We start from the raw sequence: 21310 nt of genomic DNA, 5'->3' as shown, positions 1-21310 counted from the left end.
GCCCCGCCGGCGCGGCGTCGGCGCAGCGCCGTCCGGCCCGGCCTCGGCACGCGGACGGGCCTGCGCCGGACCGGGCGCGGCGTCCGTCCGCGTGCTCTGGTGGCCGCCTGTGCTGTCTGCGCTGCTCCCGTTCACCCCTACATCATGCTGCAGGTGCGCCCTCATGCGGCGCGGCGGGCGGCGATCCGCTGCGCGTCCGGCCAGCGGACGTCCCGCACCCAGCCCGCCAGCTCGAACCAGCGGATCAGCCGGGCCGAGGAGTCGATCTGGCCGCGCAGGACGCCGTGCCGGGCCGAGGTGGGGTCGGCGTGGTGCAGGTTGTGCCAGGACTCGCCGCAGGAGAGCACGGCCAGCCACCAGACGTTGCCGGAGCGGTCCCGGGAGCGGAACGGCCGGCGGCCGACCGCGTGGCAGATCGAGTTGATCGACCAGGTGACGTGGTGCAGCAGCGCCACCCGGACCAGCGAGCCCCAGAAGAAGGCGGACAGCGCGCCCTGCCAGGAGAGCGTGACGAGCCCGCCGACCAGCGGCGGCAGCAGCATCGACAGGGCGGTCCAGAGCCAGAACAGCCGGGAGATCCGCCTTATGGCCGGGTCGCGGACGAGGTCCGGCGCGTACGTGAGCTGCGGAGTCTGCTCCTCGTCGAAGAGCCAGCCCATGTGGGCCCACCACAGGCCCTTGAGCAGGGCGGGGACGCTTTCGCCGTAGCGCCAGGGCGAGTGCGGGTCGCCGTCCTTGTCGCTGAACCGGTGGTGCTTGCGGTGGTCGGCCACCCAGCGCACCAGCGGCCCCTCGATCGCCAGCGATCCGGCCACCGCGAGGGCGAGCCGCAGCGGGCGGTTGGCCTTGAAGGCGCCGTGGGTGAAGTAGCGGTGGTAGCCGACGGTGATCCCGTGGCAGCTGAGGAAGTACATGACGGTGGCGATCGCGACGTCGGTCCAGCCGAGCCCCCAGCCCCAGGCCACCGGGACGGCGGCGAGCAGGGCGGCGAAGGGCACGGCGATGAACAGCGCGAGCGCGATCTGCTCGGCGGCGCCCTGCCGCTCCCCGCCGCGGGTGGCGGAGAGCAGCCGCGGCTCGGTCCCGGTGTCCGGGGGAGCGGTGGGGGCGGCCGGGTCGGCGTCGGTCGGGTCGGGGGCGTCGGGTCCGGGGGCGGAGGGGTCGAGGGGGTGCGCGGAGTCGGCGTGCGCCTCGCCGGCCTGGATGGTCATGGGCGTCCCTTTGAGGGGGAGAGGACGGAGGCTACGTTTCCGTAACCTACGGAATCGTAGGTTGCGCTCCGCCGCCGAGGGAATACGCCGCCGGGCGGCGCTTGAGTGAATTCACCCGACTGGATGGATGACATCCGGATCGCGGCGGGGGCCCCGCTGGGCCGGGGCGAGGAGGTAGATGTGACGGCCCATACCCCGTAGTCTTGGCGAGGCGCGTTCCCGGGGACGGGAGCGGACGCGCCGGTCCCGGATCGTCTAAGGGCAGGACAGCTGGTTTTGGTCCAGCTTATGGGGGTTCGAATCCTCCTCCGGGAGCCATCTGCGGGCCGGTCGGCCCGGGCCGGTGCGCGGCGGCCGGGCGACGGTTGCCGGGCCCGCGGGAGCCGACATGCTCCGCGCACTATCCTCGAAGCGGCCAGGGCGCCGACGTGCGGGTCCCGTTGCTGGCCGCTCTGCCCTCCCCGTGTAACCGAATGAGGAGCCTCCCCCCGTGAGTGCCAATTCGCCTGCCGCCGTTGTCGTGCTCGCCGCCGGTGGCGGGACCAGGATGAAGTCGAACAGCCTTCCGAAGGTGCTGCACGAGGTGTGCGGGCGGTCGCTGGTCGGCCACGCGGTGGCGGCGGCCGAGGAGTTGACGCCGGACCAGCTGGTCGTGGTGATCGGCCACATGCGGGAGAAGGTGGCCGAGCACCTGGCGGCGCTTCACCCGGGCGCCCGCGCGGTGGTCCAGGAGGAGCAGAACGGCACCGGACACGCGGTGCGCACCGCGCTGGAGGCGCTGGCGGCCGACGGGATCGACCTGGACGGCACGGTGATCGTCACCACCGGCGACGCGCCGCTGCTGACCGGGGGGACGCTGAGCGCGCTGGCCGGCGCGCACGCCGAGCAGGGCAACGGCGTCACCGTGCTGACCGCGGTGGTCCCGGATCCGTTCGGCTACGGGCGGATCCTGCGCGACGAGGCGGACGGCGCGGTCGCCGCGATCGTCGAGGAGAAGGACGCCTCGGACGTCCAGCGGGCGATCGCCGAGATCAACTCCGGGGTCTTCGCCTTCGACGCCAAGCTGCTGGTCGGCGCGCTCGCCGAGGTCACCACGGACAACGCGCAGGGCGAGGAGTACCTGACCGACACCCTGGAGATCCTGCGCCGGGCCGGACACCGGGTGGGCGCCGTGGTCGCCGCCGACTACCGGGACATCCTCGGCATCAACGACCGGGTGCAGCTCGCGCACGCCCGCCGGCTGCTGAACGACCGGCTGCTGGAGCGGGCGATGCGGGCCGGCGTGACCGTGGTGGACCCGGCGACCACCTGGTTCGACGTCCAGGTCTCCTACGAGCCGGACGCGGTGGTGCTGCCCAACACCCAGCTGCAGGGCGCCACCCACCTGGGCGAGGGCTGCGAGGTGGGCCCGAACTCGACGGTCAAGGACACCCGGATCGGCGCCGGGGCGCGTGTGAGCAACACCACGGCGGACGGCGCCGAGGTCGGCGAGCTCGCCACCGCCGGCCCGTACGCGTACCTGCGGCCGGGCACCCGGCTGGCCCGCAAGGCCAAGGTCGGCACCTACGTCGAGGTGAAGAACTCGGAGCTGGGCGAGGGCGCCAAGGTGCCGCACCTCTCCTACATCGGCGACGCCACGATCGGCGAGGGCAGCAACGTCGGCGCCGCCTCGGTGACCGTGAACTACGACGGCGTCAACAAGCACCGCACCGTGATCGGTGCGCACTGCCGTACCGGATCCGACAACATGTTCATCGCGCCGGTGACCGTCGGTGACGGCGCCTACACCGCGGCCGGTTCGGTGATCACCAGCGACGTGCCGGCCGGTTCGCTCGGGGTCGGCCGCGCCCAGCAGCGGAACATCGCCGGCTGGGTCCAGCGCAAGCGCCCGGGGAGCTCGTCGGCGCAGGCCGCGCAGGCCGCGACGGAGCGCGACGCGTCGGCCGACCCGAACGCCTGAGCGGGCGGGCGGAGGCCCGGTGGTCGGTCCCGGGGCGGACGGTTCGCGCGCGGGCGCGTAACCTTGGGGTCATACGTGCGCCATTGGGCCTACCGCCCGTGTCCAGGCGTACCGACAATTCCCCCCGACCCCTCTCGCCGGCTGGCGGACGCCTGCCCGCGGTGCGGTCGGGATCGGCGTCAGCAACGCGAGGAGACGGTGGCAGTGAGCGGGATCACGACGTCGGGCGAGAAGAAGCTGAAGCTCTTCTCCGGCCGTGCCCACCCCGAGCTGGCGAGGGAGGTGGCCGAGGCACTGGGGACCGAGCTGGTTCCGACCAAGGCCCTCGACTTCGCCAACGGTGAGATCTACGTCCGTTTCCTGGAGTCGGCCCGAGGTGCCGACTGCTTCGTGATGCAGAGCCACACGGCTCCCATCAACCAGTGGATCATGGAGCAGTTGATCATGATCGATGCTCTGAAGCGGGCCTCCGCCCGGAGCATCACCGCGATCCTGCCGTTCTACGGCTACGCGCGCCAGGACAAGAAGCACCTGGGCCGCGAGCCCATCTCCGCCCGGCTGGTCGCCGACCTGCTGCGCCAGGCCGGCGCCGACCGGCTGATGGCCGTGGACCTGCACACCGCGCAGATCCAGGGCTTCTTCGACGGCCCGGTCGACCACCTGTTCGCGCTGCCGCTGCTGGCCGACTACGTGGGCGAGCGGGTCGACCGCGACAAGCTCACCGTGGTCTCCCCGGACGCCGGCCGGGTCAAGGTGGCCGACCAGTGGTGCGACCGGCTGGACGCGCCGCTGGCGATCATCCACAAGCGCCGCGACATGACCCAGGCCAACACCATCCTGTCGGCCGACGTCGTCGGTGACGTCAAGGACCGGGTCTGCGTCCTGGTCGACGACATGATCGACACCGCCGGCACGATCTGCGCCGCCGCCGACGCGCTGTTCGACAACGGCGCCGCCGACGTCCTGGTGGCCGCCACCCACGGCGTGCTCTCCGGCCCGGCCGCGGACCGCCTGAAGAACTCCCGGGTCAGCGAGTTCGTGTTCACCAACACCCTGCCGACCCCGGCCTCGCTCCAGCTGGACAAGATCACCACGCTGTCGATCGCCCCGTCCATCGCCGCCGCGATCCGCGAGGTGTTCGAGGAGGGGTCGGTCACCAGCCTCTTCGAGGGCGTGCACTGACCAAGCCCCGTGCGCGCGGCCCCGGTTCCGTCGGACCGGGGCCGCCGCCGATTTCGCGAGAGGCCACCGCTCCGGTTAGACTCGTGAAACTGCTCGGCGAGGGATGCCGTGTGCCCGTTGCTCGGGTGCCCGCTCCGTGATCGACGCGCTGCCGGCTCCGGGCCCCCGGGCTCCGGCAGAGGTCGTTGCCCGCCGAGTGACCCCCGAACGTTATGAGGGTGTGGTCCCGGCGGTTTTTCGCGTTGCCTGCACCCCCGCGCCAGCTTTCACGAGGAGTGCAGTCGTGTCCGAGATCCGCCTTGCCGCCGAGACCCGTACCGAGTTCGGCAAGGGTGCCGCCCGTCGCGCCCGCCGCGCCGGCTTCGTCCCCGGTGTCGTCTACGGCCACGGCCACGCGCCGGTTCACCTGAACCTGCCCGGCCACGACCTGATGATGGCCCTGAAGACCCCGAACGCCCTGCTGGTCGTGCCGATCGAGGGCAAGGACGAGTACGTGCTGCCGAAGGCCGTCCAGCGCGAGGCCATCAAGCGCACCATCGAGCACGTCGACCTGCTGCTGGTCAAGCGCGGCGAGAAGGTCACCGTCGAGATTCCGGTCCACACCGAGGGCGAGCTGGCCCCGGGCGGCAACCTGCTGGAGCACGTCCTGCAGGCCCTGCCGATCGAGGCCGAGGCCACCCACCTGCCCGAGGCCGTCACCGTCTCGGTCGAGGGCCTGGAGGCCGGCGCCTCGATCCACGCCAAGGACATCGTCCTGCCGAACGGCGTCTCGCTGGCCGTCGAGGCCGACGCCGTCGTGCTGCAGGTCATCGCCGCCCAGGCCGCCCCGGCCGAGGAGGAGGCCGCCGAGGCCGAGGCCGGCGCCGAGGCCTGAGCCTCTCGCACAGTCTGAGACCGCTGCCCCGGTCGCTCCCGCTGGAGCGGCCGGGGCAGCGGCGTGTCCGGGATGATGGCGGTGAACATGACCACGAGGAGCGGTGGGATGAACGACGAATCGTACGAGGGGCCCTGGCTGGTGGTGGGCCTGGGCAACCCCGGGGAGCAGTACGCCCGGAACCGGCACAACATCGGGTTCATGGTGGTGGACCTGCTGGCCCGGCGGATGGGCGCGAAGTTCAAGGCGCACAAGAGCCGGGCCCAGGTCGCCGAGGGCCGGCTGGCGGGCCGGCGCGTGGTGCTGGCCAAGCCGATGTCGTTCATGAACCTCTCCGGCGGACCGGTCACCGCGCTGCGCGACTTCTACAAGGTGCCGGTCTCCGCGCTGGTGGCCGTCCACGACGAGCTGGACATCGACTACGCGGCGCTGCGGCTGAAGCTGGGCGGCGGGGACAACGGGCACAACGGGCTGAAGTCCGTCACCAAGTCGCTCGGCCCGGACTACCACCGGGTGCGGTGCGGGATCGGCCGCCCGCCGGGCCGGATGGAGGTCGCGGACTTCGTGCTGAAGGACTTCTCCGCCACCGAGCGCAAGGACCTGGAGTGGTTCGTGGACCGCTCGGCGGACGCGGTGGAGGCGCTGCTCTCCGAGGGCCTGGAGCGGGCCCAGTCCTCGTACAACACCTGAGGCGCCGTCATGGATCCGCCCTCGAAAAGAAGGGCGGTCGTCCGGCCGGGCAACAGTCGTACAACTCTTGGGTGGCCAAACCTGAATACCTGTGAGAAGTCTGTGCGGATCGGATAGCGTCGGGGGCAGTACGCGAACGGGTTGGGGAGTTCTCGATGCGGAGTTTGCGGCCGGTCCGGCGTCTTCGGCGGATCCGGGTGGTTCGGCTGGGGCGGCTCGGACGGCGGGTGGGCACGGCGGGTGCGCTGGGCACCGCGGGCGCGCTCGGCGCTGCCGGGATGCTGCTGGGCACGGCCGGCCCGGTGCACGCGGACTCGATGGCGGAGCCCGATCCGGGTGTGGTGTCCCCGGAGCCCGTCTCGGCGCAGCTCGGCCCGGTGCTCGGCAGCTCGGTCGGCGGTGACGCGGGCCTGCTGGCCGTCGGCGGCGGGCTGGTCGTGGCGGCCGGCGGCGCGGCCCTGTGGGTCAAGCGCCACCGCGCGGGCGACGCGGGGGAGTGAACGAGGACGTGAGCCGCGGGGGCCGGGGACCGAGCTGATCGGACCCGGCCCCCGCGGCATTTCCCCGCCGGGCGTGTCACCCGTTTCCGCGCTCCCGTGCGTCTGGTCGGTATGAAGCGCGAATCGATGCGGTCGGGGGGCCCGGCCGAGGGCACCCGGCAGGAGGACCCGTTCGACGAGTTCGTCTCGGCGCGGTACCAGGCCCTGCTCCGCGGCGCGTTCCTGATCACGGGGGACGTCCACGACGCCCGGGACCTGCTGCACGACGCCCTGTCCCGGGTGTACGTGCGGCGCGGGGCGATCCGTGAACCGGGCGCGGTCGAGGCGTACGTCCGCCGGGCCATGGTGCGCACCCACGTGTCGAGGTGGCGGCGGACCCGCCGCGAGGTGCTGACGCCGCTGCTGCCGGACTCCCCGGCGGCCGCGGTGGACACCCGGGACGAGGAACTGGAGAGAGCGCTGCGGGCGCTGCCGCCCCGTCAGCGGACGGCGGTGGTGCTCCGGTACTACGCGGACCTGTCGGTGGCGCAGGTGGCCGAGGAGCTCGGCTGCTCGGCGGCGACGGCCAAGACCCACCTGGCCCGCGCGATGAGGACGCTTCGGCAGGAGCTTGCACCAGTGAAGGAGATGGTGGGTCATGACGGCTGAGGAGAGAGGCACCGGATCGGGGGGAGACGGTGCGGACGCGTTCGAGCGGGAGCTGGTGGTCAGGCTCGGCGCACGGGCGGAGGCGGTCGGCGGCAGCCCGCCGCTGGCCCTGCTGCGGGAGGCCGGACGGCGCCGGACCCGGCAGCGGTTCGCGGCGCAGTCGGTCGCGGGGGTCGCCGTGCTGGCGCTGGGCCTCGGGGTGGTGACGCAGCTCGGCGGGGGCGGTGGGGCCGGGGCGGTGGGCCCTGCGGGGCTGAGCCCGACCGGGGTGCGTTCGTCGGACCTCGGCGGCGTGCCGGTGCCGTCGGCGGGCACCGGGCGGCCGTTCTCCGGGCCGCCGCTGGGCTCGCCCTCGTCCTCGGGGCCGGACCACCTGGGGCCGCTGTCGGGCTGTGCGCAGGGGCCGGCCTCGCTGCGGCTGGTGCGCTGGACGGAGATGAACACCCCGACGCCGTCGGACTGGACGCCGCCACCGGCGCGCTCGCCCATCACGTCGCCGGAGCCCTCGTCGAGCACCAGCGGCGGGCAGGTCAACCGCCACGTGGTCGAGGTGCAGTGGGACGTCCGGCAGTTCGTCGCGGCGTCGTACCCGGACCAGTACTTCGGGACCTGCATCGACCTGCTGACCGCCGAGCTGTGGGTGCTGCGGGTGCCGGGGAGCGACCTCGACCAGAAGGTGCTGGAGGCGGTCCCGCACTTCGGGGTGACGATCCACTTCACGGACGTGGCGTCCTCGCGCAGGCACTTCGTGGAGCTGGCGGCCCGGATCAAGGAGACCGACCGGGACTTCTGGGCGGCCAGGGGGGTGACCGTCCAGGAGGTCAGGGTGTCCGAGGACGGGACCGGGGTGTCCGTGTCCACCGACCAGGCCGACGCCGCCCGGGCCGACATGCTGGCCCGCTACGGCGCGGAGGTCATCGAGGTACGACCGGTCCACTGACCGGTACGGGGGAGGGCCCCGCGGCGTGCAGACGCCGCGGGGCCCTGTGACGTCCCGGGGTGCCGGTCAGCCGGTGTTGCGCAGGCCGGCGGCGATGCCGTTGACGGTCAGCAGCAGCGCGCGGGCCCGCAGCGGGTCCTCGTGGCGGCCGGTGGCGGCCTCCTCGCGCTGCCGGCGCAGCAGCGCGACCTGCAGGTAGGAGATCGGGTCGAGGTAGGCGTCGCGGACCGCGAAGGTCTGCTTGAGCACCGGGTTGTGCTCCAGCAGCTCGTTCTCCCCGGTGAGGCGGAGCACCTCGCGCAGGGTCAGGTCGTGCTCGGCCTGGATCTGCTCGAAGACGTGGTGCAGCTCGGCGGGGACCAGCTGCTCGACGTAGTGGCGGGCGATCCGCAGGTCGGTCTTGGCCAGCGTCATGGCGACGTTGGACAGGAAGTTGCGGAAGAAGTGCCACTGGCCGTACATCTCGTCCAGCACGTCGCCCAGGCCCGCCTCGCGGGCGGCGGCCAGGCCGGCGCCGACGCCGTACCAGCCGGGGACGATCTGGCGGGACTGGGTCCAGCCGAACACCCACGGGATGGCCCGCAGGCCGTCCAGCCCGGCGCCGGAGTCGGGGCGGCGGGACGGGCGGGAGCCCAGGTGCAGCGAGGCGAGCTGGTCGACCGGGGTCGCGGCGAAGAAGTACTTCGGCAGGTCGTCCTGCTCGACCAGGGCCCGGTAGGCGGTGTGCGCGGCCTCGGAGACCCGGTCCATGGCGGCGTCCCAGCGGGCCAGCTCCTCGGGGGCCTGGCGCGGGGCGGTGTGCAGCGCGGAGGCGGCCAGCGTGGCGGAGAGGGTCAGTTCGAGGTTCTCCCGGGCCAGCGAGGGCAGCAGGTACTTGTCGGAGATGACCTCGCCCTGCTCGGTGACCTTGATCTCACCCTCCAGGGTGCCCCACGGCTGGGCCAGGATGGCCTCGTGCGAGGGGCCGCCGCCGCGGCCGACGGTGCCGCCGCGGCCGTGGAAGAGGCGCAGCCGGATGCCGTAGCGGTGGGCGACGTCGCGCAGCCGGCGCTGGGCGCGGTGGATCTCCCACTGGGAGGTGGTGATGCCGCCGAACTTCGAGGAGTCGGAGTAGCCGAGCATGACCTCCTGGATGTCGCCGCGCAGCGAGACGAGCAGCCGGTAGGAGGGGTCGGAGAGCATCTCGTCGAGGATCCGGTCGGCCTGCTGGAGCTCGTCGGTGGTCTCCAGCAGCGGCACGATGCCGATCTTGGCGATCCCGGCGTGCAGGTCGATCAGACCGGCCTCGCGGGCCAGCACGGTGGCGGCGAAGACGTCGTCGGCGCCCTGGCACATCGAGATGATGTAGGACTCGACGATCTCGTCGCCGAACCGCTCGAAGCCCTCGCGGATGGTGGTGAAGACACCGAGGGTCTTGGCGCCGGCGGCGTCCAGCGGGGCCGGGGTGGGGGCGAGCGGGCGGCGCGAGCGCAGCTCCTTGGCGAGCAGCCGCTGGCGGTACTCGCGGGGCATGTCGGCGTAGCGCCAGGCCTCCTCGCCGAGCCGGTCGAAGAGCTGGCCGAGCGCGTGGTGGTGGGCCTCGGCGTGCTCGCGCACGTCCATGGTGGCCAGCTGCAGGCCGAACGCCTCGATGGTGCGGATGGCGCGGGCGAGCCGGCCGTCGGCGATCAGCTCGCCGCGGTGGGCGCGCAGCGAGTCCTGGATCAGCCGCAGGTCGGCGACCAGCTCGCGGGTGCCGAGGTAGTCGCGGCCCTCGACGTGCGGGGTGCCGCCGGCCAGGCGCTCGCGGGTGTTCTCCAGCTTGAGCCGGATGCAGGTGGCCTTGAGGCGGTACGGCTCCTCGGCGTTCATCCGCTTGTAGCGCGGGCTCAGCTCGGGCAGCAGGTGGAGGTCGGTGTTGAGCGAGGCGAGCAGCTCGGTGGAGGCGCCGGCCAGCCGCTCCGAGGTGGAGAGGGTGCTGCGCAGGTCGTCGATGGCGGCGAGGGCGTCCTTGATGCCGTACTCGTGCTGGAGGTTGAGGACGTCCCAGGTGACCTGCGGGGTGACGTTGGGGTTGCCGTCGCGGTCGCCGCCGATCCAGGTGCCGAAGGTGAGCGGGCGCACGCCCTCGGGCAGCTCCAGGCCGACCCGGGCGAGCTCCTCGTGCAGCTCCTCCAGGACCTGCGGGACGGCGTCGCGGTAGAGCTCGTCGAGGTAGTAGACGGCGTTGCGGGCCTCGTCGGTGGGCTCCGGGCGGGCGATGCGCAGCTCGTCGGTCTGCCAGAGCAGGTCGATGACCTCGGCGAGCCGGCGGTCGGCCTGGCGGCGCGCGGAGGTGCGCCGCTCCGCGGCCCGGTCGGGGGTGGTGGCCGGGGGGCGGGCGGGAGTGCGGGCCGGGTCGGCCTGGGAGAGGCCGGCGGCGATCTCCTCGCGGTGGATCCGGTCGAGCAGCTCGCCGATCCGGCGGAGCTTGTTCAGGACGCTGCGGCGGGCGGCCTCGGTCGGGTGCGCGGTGAAGACCGGGCGCACGGCGAGGTGGGCCAGGGTGTCCTGGAGGTGCTTGGGGTCGGCGTCGGCCAGCTGGTCGGCGGTCTGGGCGAGCAGCGAGCCCTCGCGGGTGCGGCGGGTGGCGAACTCGCGGCCGCGGTGCACCTGCTCGGTGACGTTGGCGAGGTGGAAGTAGGTGGAGAAGGCGCGCACCAGCTTGGCGGCGGTCTCCAGGTCGATGTCGGAGAGCAGTTCGGCGGTGGCCTCGCCGTCGGTGCGGCTGAGCAGCCGGACCTGTTCGACCAGGCCGAGCAGCTGGGGGCCTTCCTGGCGGACCAGCGTCTCGCCGAGCAGGTCGCCGAGGCGACGGATGTCCGCGCGCAATGCGGCGTTGTCGGCGACCACGGGGGTCGGGTTGTCCGCCTGGCTGGGGACCGGAGCGGTCACGGCTGGCTCCCTCGGGGTGGTGGGGTGTTCGGCAACGGCTCATCGTCACAGGGCTGCCCCGCGTGTGGCGGGTGTGACGCGTGCGGACCGCGCTGTCCGACGCGACCAGCATAGGTGTCGGCCGGGGCGCTGTCCGCGAAGTGGCCGGATGGCGGACACGCATGCCCCGGGACCGTATGTGGTCTGGACCACTTGGAGAGCTCCGGCGGCCGGCCGCGACAGGTTCCCGGCGCGACCCGGTGGGGACGCCCCGGGGGCGCGCCGTAGTCTGTGGGGCATGAGCAAGTCGCCTGGGGAGCGCGCGCGGGACCGGACGTCGTTCTTGTGGTGGCCGCGACGGCGCAGCGCCCTCCTGGACGGCGGGCTCGCCGCCCTGGCGGCGCTGGAGTGCGCCGGCAGCTCGATCGCCTACATCGGCAGCCGGGTCCACCTCGGGGTGACGGGCCAGATCGTGGTCGGGGCGTTCGCCGCGCTGGCCGGCGCCACCCTGGTGGTGCGGCGGCGCTGGCCGGTCGTCCCGGTGGTGGTCGCCCTGCTCGCCATGCCGGCCGTGCCCAGCATGGTGCTGCTGCTGGTGGCGCTGTACACGCTGGCCGAGACCTGGGAGTGGCCCTCGCGCCGCCGGCGGGTGGTGGCGCTCTCCGCGCTCGCCTACGCCGAGACGGCCGGGGTGATCCTGATGTCGATGCTCAACCCCGTCGACGCGGCCGCCGACCAGACGCCGTTCTGGGGCCAGGTGGTGCTGTCGCTGCTGGTGGCGGCCGGCGCGACCGCGGTGCCGGTGGTGACCGGCCTGTACGTCGGCGCGCGGCGGCGGCTGATCGACTCGCTCAAGGACCGCGCGCACGGTCTGGAGACCGAGCTGGACCTGCTGGCCGAGCAGGCCCGGGAGCGCGCCCGCCGGGCCCGGCTGGAGGAGCGCACCCGGATCGCCCGGGAGATGCACGACGTGGTGGCGCACCGGGTCTCGCTGATGGTGGTGCACGCCGGGGCGCTGGAGCGGATCGTCGCCAAGGACCCGGAGAAGGCGGCGCAGAGCGCCAAGCTGATGGGCGAGGTCGGCCGGCAGGCGCTCAACGAGCTGCGGGAGATCCTCGGCGTGCTGCGGATGTCCGAGGAGAACGCGTCGGAGCCGGACTCGCTGGCCGGGCTGCCGCGGCTGGTCGACCAGTCCCGGGCGGCCGGGATGGCCGTCACCCTGACCGTCAGCGGCAGCCGGCAGGAGTTCACCGGTGAGGCCGAGCAGACCGCGTACCGGGTGGTGCAGGAGGGGCTGACCAACGCGCACAAGCACGCCGGCGGCGCCCAGGTGGCGGTGCTGCTCGCCTACGCGCCGAACGGGGTGCGGGTGAGCGTGGTGAACGCCTGCCCGGGCGGCGAGCGGGCCGCCGCCGCGCTGCCCAGCGGCGGCAACGGGCTGGTCGGGATGCGCGAGCGGGTGGTCGCGCTCGGCGGCACCTTCTCGGCGGGACCGGAGCGGGACGGCGGCTTCCGGGTGGAGGCGGTGCTGCCGTCCCGGCTGGCGGTCCGCCAGGACCGGCTGGTCTAGGCCCGCCTGCGGGCCCTCAGACGCTGTCCGCGGTGCGCAGCCGTTCCGGGGCGGTGCCCAGGACCAGCGCGGTGACCGCCTGGTCCACGCCGTGGCCGAGGAACCACTCGCCGGCGTGGTCCAGGCTGTAGACCCGGCCCTCCTCGTCGATCGCCAGCAGCGCCTGCCCGTACGCCTCCTCGCCCAGCGGGGCGATCCGGGTGTCCAGGGCGCGGCCCAGGTCGGCCAGCGTGCGCGGCTGGTGCAGGCCGCACAGCGGGTCGATCAGGAAGGGCGTGCGCGCCAGCTGCCGGCCGGGACCGGACAGGTCGAAGGCGAGGCCGCCGAACTCGGCCCAGGCCTCCACCGCCGCCGGGAACACCGCGTGCTGGACGCCGGCCGGGCTGCCGTGGCCGACCAGGGCGTCGGCCCACTCCTCGGCCTGCCGGATCTGCCAGCGTCCGGGGTGCCAGCCGGCCGCCTTGAGCTCGGCGGCGACGTCGGCCGGGAAGCGCGGGCGGGTCCGCGGCGCGGACCCGCCGAGCGTGGCCGGGGGAGGGGGCGGGGCGGGGGCGGGCGGATTCAGGACGGGCTCCGGTGGCTCGGGGACGGGGGACGGGCGGTGCGCCGGTCAGCCGGCGGCGGGGCCGACCGCGACGACCTGGACGACGAAGTGCTCCAGCAGCGGCGCGCAGGAGCGGCACGGCGGTGCGTGGGTGCCGTGCGCGGGATCGTGCTCCTCGCGGATCCGCAGGGTGGTCAGCCGGGCGCCCTTGAGCGCCTTGCGCGCCTCGTGCAGGCTCATCGGCTTGCGGGCGGCGCGCTTGGAACGGCGGCCGTCCACCTCGGTCAGGTAGCGGGAGAGCAGGACCGCCTCCGGGCAGCGGCCGGTGAAGCGCTCGCGGTGCTCCGGCGGCAGCGCGTCGAGGAAGTCGCCGACCAGCGGGTGCAGCACGGGGCGGCGGTCCGCCTTGTCGCCGGCCAGGGTGTGCACCTCGCCGCCCTTGAGCGAGAGCGCGGCGGCGACGGCGGGCAGCAGGCTGTCGCGGTGGTGGCGCAGCACCGGCGGTACGGCCGGTTCCCCGGTGGTCATGGCGTCGCCCTCCTCGTCGTCCCGCTCGTCGTCCGTCCGTCCGCCTCCCGCCCGGCCTCGCGCCCCGGGCCCGGTGGTGGCACGGCTGTCAGGGGCCAGCCTGTCAAACGACACTGACAACCGCACATCCGGGGTGCGGAGCGCGCAGCCGACCGGCGGGTCGGCACGCGACGTTGGCCGGATCCGCACGGCATCATCACGACTCGTCCCCGGGTTTCCCGAATCCACTCCCGGCCGGGAGCGGCGGCCGGTAGCGTTCCAGCAGCAAGCCAGGGGTCGGCCGGTCCGGTGGGGTTTCCGGGGGGAAGCGGCAACGCCCTTGTTTGCCATGGCCGTTGGGGCCGCCGGGGCCGGGGGGCCCTGACGCCTAGCAAGGGGGGTCTTGCGATGACGGAGACGGAAACCGCCAACGAGGCACCGGGCGAGCACGTACCCACACCGGGCACGCCACCGCAGCCCGCGCCGGCCCACCGGATCGGGATCGCGGTGGTCGGAGCCGGCTACTGGGGCCCGAACCTCGTCCGCAACGCGCAGCAGACACCGGCGCTGCGCCTGCACTGGCTCTGCGACCTGGACGAGGCGAAGTCCCGCCGGGTCCTCGGCGAGTACAGCACCGTCCGCGCCACCACCTCGTTCGAGGAGGTGCTGGCCGACGAACGGGTCGCCGCGGTCGCGGTGGCCACCCCGGCCGCCGCGCACTACCGGCTGGTCCGGGCCGCGCTGGAGGCCGGCAAGCACGTCCTGGTGGAGAAGCCGATCACCACCTCCGCCGCGGAGGCCGCCGAGCTGGTGGCGCTCGCCGAGCAGCGCGGTCTGGTGCTGATGTGCGACCACACCTTCTGCTACACCCCGGTGGTGCGCCGGATCCGCGAGCTCGTGCACGGCGGGGAGATCGGCGACGTCCAGTTCTTCGACTCGGTGCGGATCAACCTCGGGCTGGTCCAGCCGGACGTCGACGTGCTCTGGGACCTCGCCCCGCACGACCTGTCGATCCTGGACTTCGTCCTGCCGCCGGGCGTCGAACCCGTCGGCGTCTCCGCCCAGGGCGCCGACCCGATCGGCGCCGGGCGGGCCTGCGTCGCCTACCTGACCGTGCGGCTGAGCAACGGCGCGCTGGCGCACTGCCACGTCAACTGGCTCTCGCCGACCAAGGTCCGCACCACGCTGATCGGCGGCTCGCGGCGCACCCTGGTCTGGGACGACCTCAACCCGCAGGCCCGGCTCGCGGTGCACGACCGGGGCGTGGACCTCACCCCGCCCGACGAGCTGACCGACGCCATCCGCCACCGGGCGCTCATCTCCTACCGGGTCGGCTCGATGGTCGCGCCCGCCCTGGTCGAGCAGGAGGCGCTGCGCAACGTGATGGCCGAGTTCGCCGCCGCCATCACCGAGGGCCGTGCCCCGCTCACCGACGGCCGGGCCGGCCTGCGGGTGCTCCAGCTGCTGGAGGCGGCCTCGCTCAGCCTCGAACTCGGCGGTGCCACCGTCCCGGTGGGCATCGGCCTCGACTCCGCACTGTCCGAAGCTCAGGAAAGGGCCGCCACCCGGTGAACGCTGTACAGATCGAGGGCTCCCGCTGCCTGGTCACCGGAGGGGCCGGCACCATCGGCTCCACCGTGGTCGACCAGCTGATCGAGGCCGGCGCCCGCGAGGTGGTCGTGCTCGACAACTTCGTCCGCGGCCGGGCGGCCAACCTGGCGTACGCCGGGGAGATCGCCGCCCCCGGGCAGCTGCGCGTGGTGGAGGGCGACATCCGCGACCGCGCCCTGCTGCGCCGGCTGCTCGACCCGGGCACCGACCTGCTCTTCCACCTGGCCGCGATCCGGATCACCCAGTGCGCGAGCGAGCCGCGGCTGGCGCTGGAGGTCATGGTGGACGGCACCTTCGACGTGGTCGAGGCCGCCGCCGAGGTGGGCGTCGGCAAGGTGGTCGCCTCGTCCACCGCCTCGGTCTACGGCCTCGCCGAGGTCTTCCCGACGCCCGAGACCCACCACCCGTACAACAACGACACCCTGTACGGGGCGGCCAAGGTCTTCAACGAGGGCCTGCTGCGCTCCTTCCACGCCATGGCCGGCCTCGACTACGTCGCGCTGCGCTACTTCAACGTGTACGGGCCCCGGATGGACGTGCACGGCCGGTACACCGAGGTGTTCATCCGCTGGATGGAGCGAATAGCCGCCGGACAGCCGCCGCTGATCTTCGGCGACGGCGCCCAGACGATGGACTTCGTCTACACCGAGGACATCGCCCGGGCCAACCTGCTGGCCGCCGCGGCGCCCGTCACCGACCGGGTCTACAACATCGCCAGCGCGAGCGAGGTCTCGCTGCGCGGGCTGGCCGACGCGCTGCTCACCGCGATGGACCGCGGCGACCTGGGCGTCGACCACGGTCCGGCCCGGGGCACCGCCGGCGGCGTGGTCCGGCGGCTGGCGGACATCGGCGCCGCCGAGCGCGACCTCGGGTGGAAGCCCGAGCTGGGCCTCGACGAGGGCCTGCGCCGGCTGGTCGCCTGGTGGCGCGAGCAGTAGCGCCGGCCGCACGCGCATCCCTTCCCGACCACGCCCGCGCCACCCTTCGGAGCACACCTGTGTCCAGCACCCCCGTCCTGCCCAACATCCCGGTCATGGTGCCCTGGCTCGGCGAGGAGGAGGCCGAGGCCGCCGCCGAGGCGGTGCGCTCGGGCTGGGTGGCCCAGGGCCCCCGGGTCGCCGCGTTCGAGCGGGCCTTCGCCGGGCACCTCGGCGTCGAGCACGCCGTCGCGGTCTCCTCCTGCACCACCGCGCTGCACCTGGCGCTGATCGGCGCCGGCGTCGGACCGGGCGACGAGGTGGTCGTCCCCTCGCTGTCCTTCATCGCCACCGCCAACGCCGTCACCTACGTCGGGGCGGTGCCGGTCTTCGCGGACGTCGACCCGGCCACCGGCAACCTCACCGCCGCCACCGTCGGGCCGCTGCTCACCGGGCGGACCAGGGCGGTGATCGCGGTGGACCAGGGCGGGGTGCCGGTCGACCTGGACGGCATCCGGGCCGCCGTCGCCCCGCACGGCGTCACCGTCGTCGAGGACGCCGCCTGCGGGGCCGGCTCGGTGTACCGGGGCCGGCCGGCCGGCGCGGGCGCCGACCTCGCCGCCTACTCCTTCCACCCGCGCAAGCTGCTGACCACCGGCGAGGGCGGCATGGTCACCTGCCGGGACGGTGAACTGGCCGCCCGGCTGCGGCGGCTGCGCGAGCACGGGATGAGCGTCTCGGCGGCCGACCGGCACGCCTCGGCCGGCGGCGCGAGCCTGCTGGAGACCTACGACGAGATCGGCTTCAACCACCGGATGACCGACATCCAGGCCGCCGTCGGCCTGGTGCAGCTGCGCAAACTGCCCGCCATGGTCGCCCGGCGGCGCGAACTCGCCGCCCGCTACCGGGAGCTGCTGGCCGGCACCGGCCTGCGGATGGTCGACGACCCGGAGCACGGCACCACCAACTACCAGTCCTGCTGGGTGCTGCCGCCGGAGGGCGCCCCGGACCGCGCCGAGCTGCTGGCCCGGCTCGCCGGGGCCGGGGTCTCGGCCCGGCGCGGCATCATGGCCGCCCATCTGGAGGCCCCGTACAAGGGGAGCGCCCGGGTGCCGCTGCCCGCCACCGAGCTGCTCACCCGGCGTTCGCTGATCCTGCCGCTGTACCACGCGCTGACCGAGGAGCAGCAGGACCGGGTGGTGGCCGCGCTCCGGGCCGCGCTCGGCTGACCCCGCCGGTACCGAGCCGCCCGCCCGTCCGCCCGTCCGCCCGTCCGTTCGTCAGGTCCGTCACGCCCGCTCGCCACGCTCACCGACCGGCCCAGGGGAGACCACAGGATGACCACCGACCAGCCCGTCCCGCTCGTCGACCTCGCGGCCGCGCACGCCGAGATCGAGGCGGAGGTCCGGGCCGGCTTCGACCGGGTGCTCGCGAGCGGCGGCTTCGTCAAGGGGCCGGAGGTGGCCGGCTTCGAGGAGGAGTACGCGGCCTTCTCCGGCGCCCGGCACTGCGTCGGCGCCGCCAACGGCACCGACGCCCTCGAACTGGCCCTGCGCGCCCTCGACCTGCCGCCCGGCGGCGGCGTGGTGCTGCCCGCCAACACCTTCGTCGCCACCGCCGAGGCCGTCCAGCGGGCCGGCCTGCGCCCGGTGCTGGTCGACGCCGACCCCGAGCACCTGCTGATCGACCCGGCCCGGGTCGCCGAGGTGCTCGCGGACGCCGTCGCGCTGCTGCCCGTCCACCTGAGCGGCCAGCTCGCCCCGATGGCGGCGCTGCTCGGCCTGGCCGGCGAGCGCCCGGTGGTGGAGGACGCCGCGCAGTCCCAGGGCGCCCGGCAGGGTGGCCGGGCCCTGCACGGCCGGATCTCCGCCACCAGCTTCTACCCCGGCAAGAACCTCGGCGCCTACGGCGACGCGGGCGCCGTCGTCACCGACGACGACGGCCTGGCCGCCGCCGTGCGGCTGATCGGCGACCACGGCTCGGCGCGCAAGTACGCGCACGAGCGGTTCGGCTTCAACTCCCGGATGGACGCGCTGCAGGCCGTCGTGCTGCGGGCCAAGCTGCGCCGGCTGCCGGCCTGGAACGAGGCCCGCCGGGCCGCCGCCGCCCGCTACGACCGGCTGCTGGCGGGGCTGGACGGGCTCGCCGGACCGGACGGGGTGGCCGCGCCGCGCACCGCGCCCGGCAACGAGCACGTCTGGCACCTGTACGCGGTCCGGGTCGGCGGCGGCCGCGAGCGGCGGGACGCGCTGCTGGCCGCGCTGAACGCGGCCGGGATCGGCGCGGGCGTGCACTACCCGGTGCCGGTCCACCTGCAGCCGGCCTTCCGCCACCTCGGCCACGGCGAGGGCTCGTTCCCGGTCGCCGAGCGGGCCGCGGGGGAGCTGCTGACGCTGCCGCTGTACCCGCAGATCACCGCCGCGCAGCAGGAGCGGGTGGTGGAGGTGCTGGCCAAGGCGGCGGCGGTCTGAGCCCGCGCGGGCCCCCGGGCACCCGCCGGCCGCGCACCGCCCGCCCGCCGGCCGCGCACGGTGCGCCGGGCGGGGGGCCGCGCCGCGGGCGAACCCCCTACGCTGGTTGCCGACAAGCGCACCGAGAACATGCAGCAGCCAGTGGGGGCTCCCAGATGACGACAGGTCGGCCCGGCGTCGCCGACGCACCGAACGCGGCGTACGCAGGTCAGGTGGTGCAGTTCCCGGACCCGGTCCGTGCGGAGCGGCACCCCGCCGGGGTCAGGGTGGACGAGCACGGCTACCCGGACTTCGGTCCGTACGCCGCCGCGGCGGCCGAGGTCGCCGACCCGCCGGCCGGCTTCGGCGTCGACGAGCTGCGGCTGACCGACTACGTCTCGGCCAACGCCGCGCAGTTCACCCAGGGCCACCCGCTCTGGGCCGACCTGGAGACCGCCGTCGCCACCCCGCCCGGCTGGACCTGGCACCACGCGGTCGGCGGCGCCGCGCCCGGCTGGCGGCGGATGGAGCTGGTCCCGGTCGAGGTCAAGGCCCTGCTGCGGCACCACGGCGGCCTGGCCACCTCCTCCGCCGACCACGGGCGCCGCGGCACCCGGCCGCTCCAGGAGAAGCGCCCGGTGCACTTCTCGCTCGCCAAGGACGGCGGCGACCCGATCGGCGTCACCGAGGACCTCGTGCAGCGGGCCGAGGAGCGGCTGGGCTACCGGCTGCCCGGCGCCTACCGCACCTTCCTCAAGCTCGGCGGCGGCCGCGGCCCGGTCGGCGTGGCGCTGGACCCGGAGCTCGGACTGCTGCTCGACCAGCCGTTCCTGACGCTCACCGAGGAGTACGGCACCGAGGACGTCGTCTACGCCAACAAGTGCCTGCGCGACCACCTCACCAAGGACTACCTGGGCATCGCCTACGCCCAGGGCGGCATCGTGGCGCTGAAGGTGCGCGGCGAGCGGACCGGGTCGGTCTGGTTCTGCCTCTACGACGACGCCCGGGACAGCGGCGCGCCCGAGGCGGCCGAGGACCGGGTCGGGCGGCTGCTGCTGCCCTGCGGGGAGGACTTCGACGCCTTCCTGCTGCGGCTGGCGGGGAGCCCGGCGGAGCTGGAGACGGTCGCCGGGCTGATGGTGGACGGCGGCTTCGCCCGCGCCGTTCCGGTGGGCTGAGATGGCGTCCGCGGTGGTCCGGGCGGGTGCCCGGGCGGTCGTCGAGGGTGTGGAACGAGCGGGGACGATGGGGACAGGGGTGAACCGGGCGTGGTGACGTACGCGCAGGCGCAGGAGCTCGCCGAGGAGTGGATCAACGGCGGGGTGCCGCAGGAGCGGCAGCGCGAGGTGCGGGTCCGGGAGTTCGACCTGGGCTTCGTCTGCTGGGCGGTGCAGCCCGGCGGCGGCGCGGCCGTCGCGGAGGGGGAGGCCCGGCTGGTGATCGCCCGGGACTCCGGCGCGAGCACGCTGTGGCCCGCGCTGCCCGTCAACGAGGTGGTCCGGCAGTACGAGGAGGCCTACGGGCGGCCGGTCGCGGCCAACCCGGCCGGCGCGGCCCGGCCCGCGCCGGGGCCGGTCGAGGCGACGTCCTTCCTGCTCAGCCCGCCGCAGTGGCTGCAGGAGGCCGGTGAGGCGGCGCTCGCCGCCGAGGCGGAGCGGCTGGGGACGGGGGCGCCGGCCGCGCCGGCCGCCGCCGCTGCTCCTGTCGCGCCGCCGGTCGTGCCGCCCGCGCCGCCGGCGGCACCGGCCGTCGCGCCGCCCGCCGCGCCTCCGGTTCCGGCCGCGCCCGGGGAGACGCCCGTGCCCGCCGTGCTGACCACGCCGCCGGAGTCCGAGCGGCCCGCCGGGGACGCGCCCACCATGCTCGCCCCGCCGCCCGGCCACGACGAGCCGTTCAATCCGCCCGCGCCGCCGGTACCGCCCGCGCCGCAGCCGGGCGCGGAGGCGGCGACCGTGCTGCTGCCGGACGGGCTGCGCACCAACGGCGCCGGACTGCCCGGCGAGCCGCGGGCCGGTTCCGAGGCCGCCACCGTGCTGCTGCCCGAGGGCGGCCTGCCGGGCCTGGCGGGTCTGCCCGGCGCGCCGGGTGGGCCCGGTGGCCCGGGGACGCCGGTGCCTGGTACGCCCGTGCCGCCGCAGGGTGCCCCGGTGGAGCCCGCGCCGACGCTGCTGGCCTCGCCGGACGGCCTGCCCGGCCTGGCGGGCCTGCCGGGTGCGCCGGCCGGGCCCGGTGGTCCCGCTGGTCCGGGCACGCCCGCGCCCGGGACGCCCGTGCCGCCGGCCGCGACCGTCGAGCACGCGCCGACCATGCTGGCCTCGCCCGACGGTCTGCCCGGCCTGGCGGGCCTGCCCGGCGCGCCCGCGCCCGGCGCTCCGGTTCCGCCGCCCGCCGGACCGCCGCCCGCCGACGCGCCGGCCGGCGGGCTCGGCCGCAACCCGGCCTCCGCCCCGCCTCCGCCCCCGCCCGCCGGCCTGCGGGGCCCGTCCGGCCCGGGTGCGGGCTCCGCTCCCGGCGCCCTGGGCCGCAACCCCGCGTCCGCCCCGCCGCCGCCCCCGCCCGCCGGGCTGCGCGGCGGCTCCGGCCCGGCCCCCGCCGGGGGCGGCGGCCGCGGCGCCGCCGGCGCCCCGCCGCCCCCGCCGCCGGCGGGTCTGCGGCCCGGCGACGCCCCGGCCGCGCCGCCCGCCCCGGGCGGCGGCGTGGCGTACGAGCGCACCCAGCTGGCGGGCGCGGTCGACCCCGCGCTGCTCGGCGGTGCCCCCGCCGACCCGGGCACCCCGCCGTCCGGCGGCCCCGCCGTCCCGCCGCCGCCCGCCG

Annotated in this window: 18 protein-coding genes and 1 tRNA gene; 15 read left to right on the top strand and 4 right to left on the bottom strand. The window is 75.1% G+C overall.

Features of this window, described 5'->3' with window-relative positions:
• Positions 1 to 161: 161 nt before the first annotated feature.
• The gene (locus tag ABT093_RS00095; RefSeq protein ID WP_350557920.1) at positions 162 to 1211 is read right to left on the bottom strand and encodes an acyl-CoA desaturase; all 1050 of its coding nucleotides are present in this window, start codon (positions 1209 to 1211) and stop codon (positions 162 to 164) included.
• 244 nt (positions 1212 to 1455) lie between these two features.
• Between ABT093_RS00095 and ABT093_RS00090 the strand changes: the two genes are divergently transcribed.
• The 8 genes from ABT093_RS00090 to ABT093_RS00055 all read left to right on the top strand — a co-directional run bounded on the left by ABT093_RS00090 (position 1456) and on the right by ABT093_RS00055 (position 8005).
• Positions 1456 to 1529, top strand: a tRNA-Gln gene (locus ABT093_RS00090).
• 172 nt (positions 1530 to 1701) lie between these two features.
• Positions 1702 to 3171, top strand: a complete 1470-nt coding sequence (gene glmU / locus ABT093_RS00085; RefSeq protein WP_350557917.1) for a bifunctional UDP-N-acetylglucosamine diphosphorylase/glucosamine-1-phosphate N-acetyltransferase GlmU — start codon at positions 1702 to 1704, stop codon at positions 3169 to 3171.
• 204 nt (positions 3172 to 3375) lie between these two features.
• Positions 3376 to 4353 carry a ribose-phosphate diphosphokinase gene (locus ABT093_RS00080; protein ID WP_350557914.1) on the top strand — a complete coding sequence of 326 codons (978 nt, stop codon included), beginning with the start codon at positions 3376 to 3378 and terminating at the stop codon, positions 4351 to 4353.
• Between the two features lie 283 nt (positions 4354 to 4636).
• Positions 4637 to 5227, top strand: a complete 591-nt coding sequence (locus ABT093_RS00075; RefSeq protein ID WP_350557911.1) for a 50S ribosomal protein L25/general stress protein Ctc — start codon at positions 4637 to 4639, stop codon at positions 5225 to 5227.
• Between the two features lie 108 nt (positions 5228 to 5335).
• On the top strand, positions 5336 to 5917 hold the full coding sequence (gene pth, locus ABT093_RS00070) for an aminoacyl-tRNA hydrolase (protein WP_350557908.1): 582 nt from the start codon (positions 5336 to 5338) through the stop codon (positions 5915 to 5917).
• Between the two features lie 227 nt (positions 5918 to 6144).
• The gene (locus ABT093_RS00065) at positions 6145 to 6417 is read left to right on the top strand and encodes a hypothetical protein (RefSeq protein ID WP_350557904.1); all 273 of its coding nucleotides are present in this window, start codon (positions 6145 to 6147) and stop codon (positions 6415 to 6417) included.
• A gap of 111 nt (positions 6418 to 6528) precedes the next feature.
• Positions 6529 to 7065 carry a SigE family RNA polymerase sigma factor gene (locus tag ABT093_RS00060; protein ID WP_350557901.1) on the top strand — a complete coding sequence of 179 codons (537 nt, stop codon included), beginning with the start codon at positions 6529 to 6531 and terminating at the stop codon, positions 7063 to 7065.
• Entirely contained in the window at positions 7055 to 8005 is a 951-nt protein-coding gene (locus ABT093_RS00055; protein WP_350557898.1) for a hypothetical protein, read from the top strand. The genes ABT093_RS00060 and ABT093_RS00055 overlap by 11 nt, the downstream gene beginning before the upstream one ends.
• 66 nt (positions 8006 to 8071) lie before the next feature.
• Here ABT093_RS00055 and ppc read toward each other — a convergent pair whose 3' ends face one another.
• On the bottom strand, positions 8072 to 10918 hold the full coding sequence (ppc, locus tag ABT093_RS00050; RefSeq protein WP_350557895.1) for a phosphoenolpyruvate carboxylase: 2847 nt from the start codon (positions 10916 to 10918) through the stop codon (positions 8072 to 8074).
• Positions 10919 to 11195: 277 nt separating this feature from the next.
• Between ppc and ABT093_RS00045 the strand changes: the two genes are divergently transcribed.
• The gene (locus tag ABT093_RS00045) at positions 11196 to 12467 is read left to right on the top strand and encodes a sensor histidine kinase (protein WP_350557892.1); all 1272 of its coding nucleotides are present in this window, start codon (positions 11196 to 11198) and stop codon (positions 12465 to 12467) included.
• A gap of 16 nt (positions 12468 to 12483) precedes the next feature.
• Here the strand turns inward: ABT093_RS00045 and ABT093_RS00040 are convergent, their stop codons facing one another.
• Complete coding sequence (locus ABT093_RS00040) at positions 12484 to 13032, bottom strand: SUKH-3 domain-containing protein (RefSeq protein ID WP_502884105.1); 549 nt, start codon at positions 13030 to 13032, stop codon at positions 12484 to 12486.
• Positions 13033 to 13077: 45 nt separating this feature from the next.
• Complete coding sequence (locus ABT093_RS00035) at positions 13078 to 13539, bottom strand: YwqJ-related putative deaminase (RefSeq protein ID WP_350557888.1); 462 nt, start codon at positions 13537 to 13539, stop codon at positions 13078 to 13080.
• Positions 13540 to 13926: 387 nt separating this feature from the next.
• On the opposite strand from ABT093_RS00035, the gene ABT093_RS00030 reads away from it, so the two are divergent.
• The 6 genes from ABT093_RS00030 to ABT093_RS00005 all read left to right on the top strand — a co-directional run.
• On the top strand, positions 13927 to 15090 hold the full coding sequence (locus ABT093_RS00030; RefSeq protein WP_350557885.1) for a Gfo/Idh/MocA family protein: 1164 nt from the start codon (positions 13927 to 13929) through the stop codon (positions 15088 to 15090).
• Positions 15087 to 16067, top strand: a complete 981-nt coding sequence (locus ABT093_RS00025; RefSeq protein WP_350557882.1) for an NAD-dependent epimerase/dehydratase family protein — start codon at positions 15087 to 15089, stop codon at positions 16065 to 16067. The genes ABT093_RS00030 and ABT093_RS00025 overlap by 4 nt, the downstream gene beginning before the upstream one ends.
• 59 nt (positions 16068 to 16126) lie before the next feature.
• Complete coding sequence (locus ABT093_RS00020) at positions 16127 to 17275, top strand: DegT/DnrJ/EryC1/StrS family aminotransferase (RefSeq protein ID WP_350557879.1); 1149 nt, start codon at positions 16127 to 16129, stop codon at positions 17273 to 17275.
• Between the two features lie 108 nt (positions 17276 to 17383).
• Positions 17384 to 18517 (top strand): DegT/DnrJ/EryC1/StrS family aminotransferase, encoded by a 1134-nt coding sequence (locus ABT093_RS00015; protein WP_350557876.1) that lies wholly within the window; start codon positions 17384 to 17386, stop codon positions 18515 to 18517.
• A gap of 155 nt (positions 18518 to 18672) precedes the next feature.
• Positions 18673 to 19674, top strand: a complete 1002-nt coding sequence (locus ABT093_RS00010; RefSeq protein ID WP_350557873.1) for an SMI1/KNR4 family protein — start codon at positions 18673 to 18675, stop codon at positions 19672 to 19674.
• Positions 19675 to 19764: 90 nt separating this feature from the next.
• Positions 19765 to 21310: SUKH-4 family immunity protein (locus ABT093_RS00005; RefSeq protein ID WP_502884086.1), on the top strand; the 1546-nt coding region annotated here is incomplete at its 3' end.

It is taken from the genome of Kitasatospora sp. NPDC002551 (assembly GCF_040296005.1).
GTDB lineage: Bacteria > Actinomycetota > Actinomycetes > Streptomycetales > Streptomycetaceae > Kitasatospora.
Note: the sequence above shows the minus strand (reverse complement) of the source record. Positions and strands in the feature narration are given on the sequence as shown.

Coding starts and splice junctions, on each gene's coding strand:
- ABT093_RS00095 (WP_350557920.1), bottom strand. CDS start 1,211: ATGACCATCCAGGCCGGCGAGGCGCACGCCGACTCCGCGCACCCCCTC.
- pth (WP_350557908.1), top strand. CDS start 5,336: ATGAACGACGAATCGTACGAGGGGCCCTGGCTGGTGGTGGGCCTGGGC.
- ABT093_RS00060 (WP_350557901.1), top strand. CDS start 6,529: ATGAAGCGCGAATCGATGCGGTCGGGGGGCCCGGCCGAGGGCACCCGG.
- ABT093_RS00055 (WP_350557898.1), top strand. CDS start 7,055: ATGACGGCTGAGGAGAGAGGCACCGGATCGGGGGGAGACGGTGCGGAC.
- ABT093_RS00045 (WP_350557892.1), top strand. CDS start 11,196: ATGAGCAAGTCGCCTGGGGAGCGCGCGCGGGACCGGACGTCGTTCTTG.
- ABT093_RS00035 (WP_350557888.1), bottom strand. CDS start 13,539: ATGACCACCGGGGAACCGGCCGTACCGCCGGTGCTGCGCCACCACCGC.
- ABT093_RS00030 (WP_350557885.1), top strand. CDS start 13,927: ATGACGGAGACGGAAACCGCCAACGAGGCACCGGGCGAGCACGTACCC.
- ABT093_RS00015 (WP_350557876.1), top strand. CDS start 17,384: ATGACCACCGACCAGCCCGTCCCGCTCGTCGACCTCGCGGCCGCGCAC.
- ABT093_RS00010 (WP_350557873.1), top strand. CDS start 18,673: ATGACGACAGGTCGGCCCGGCGTCGCCGACGCACCGAACGCGGCGTAC.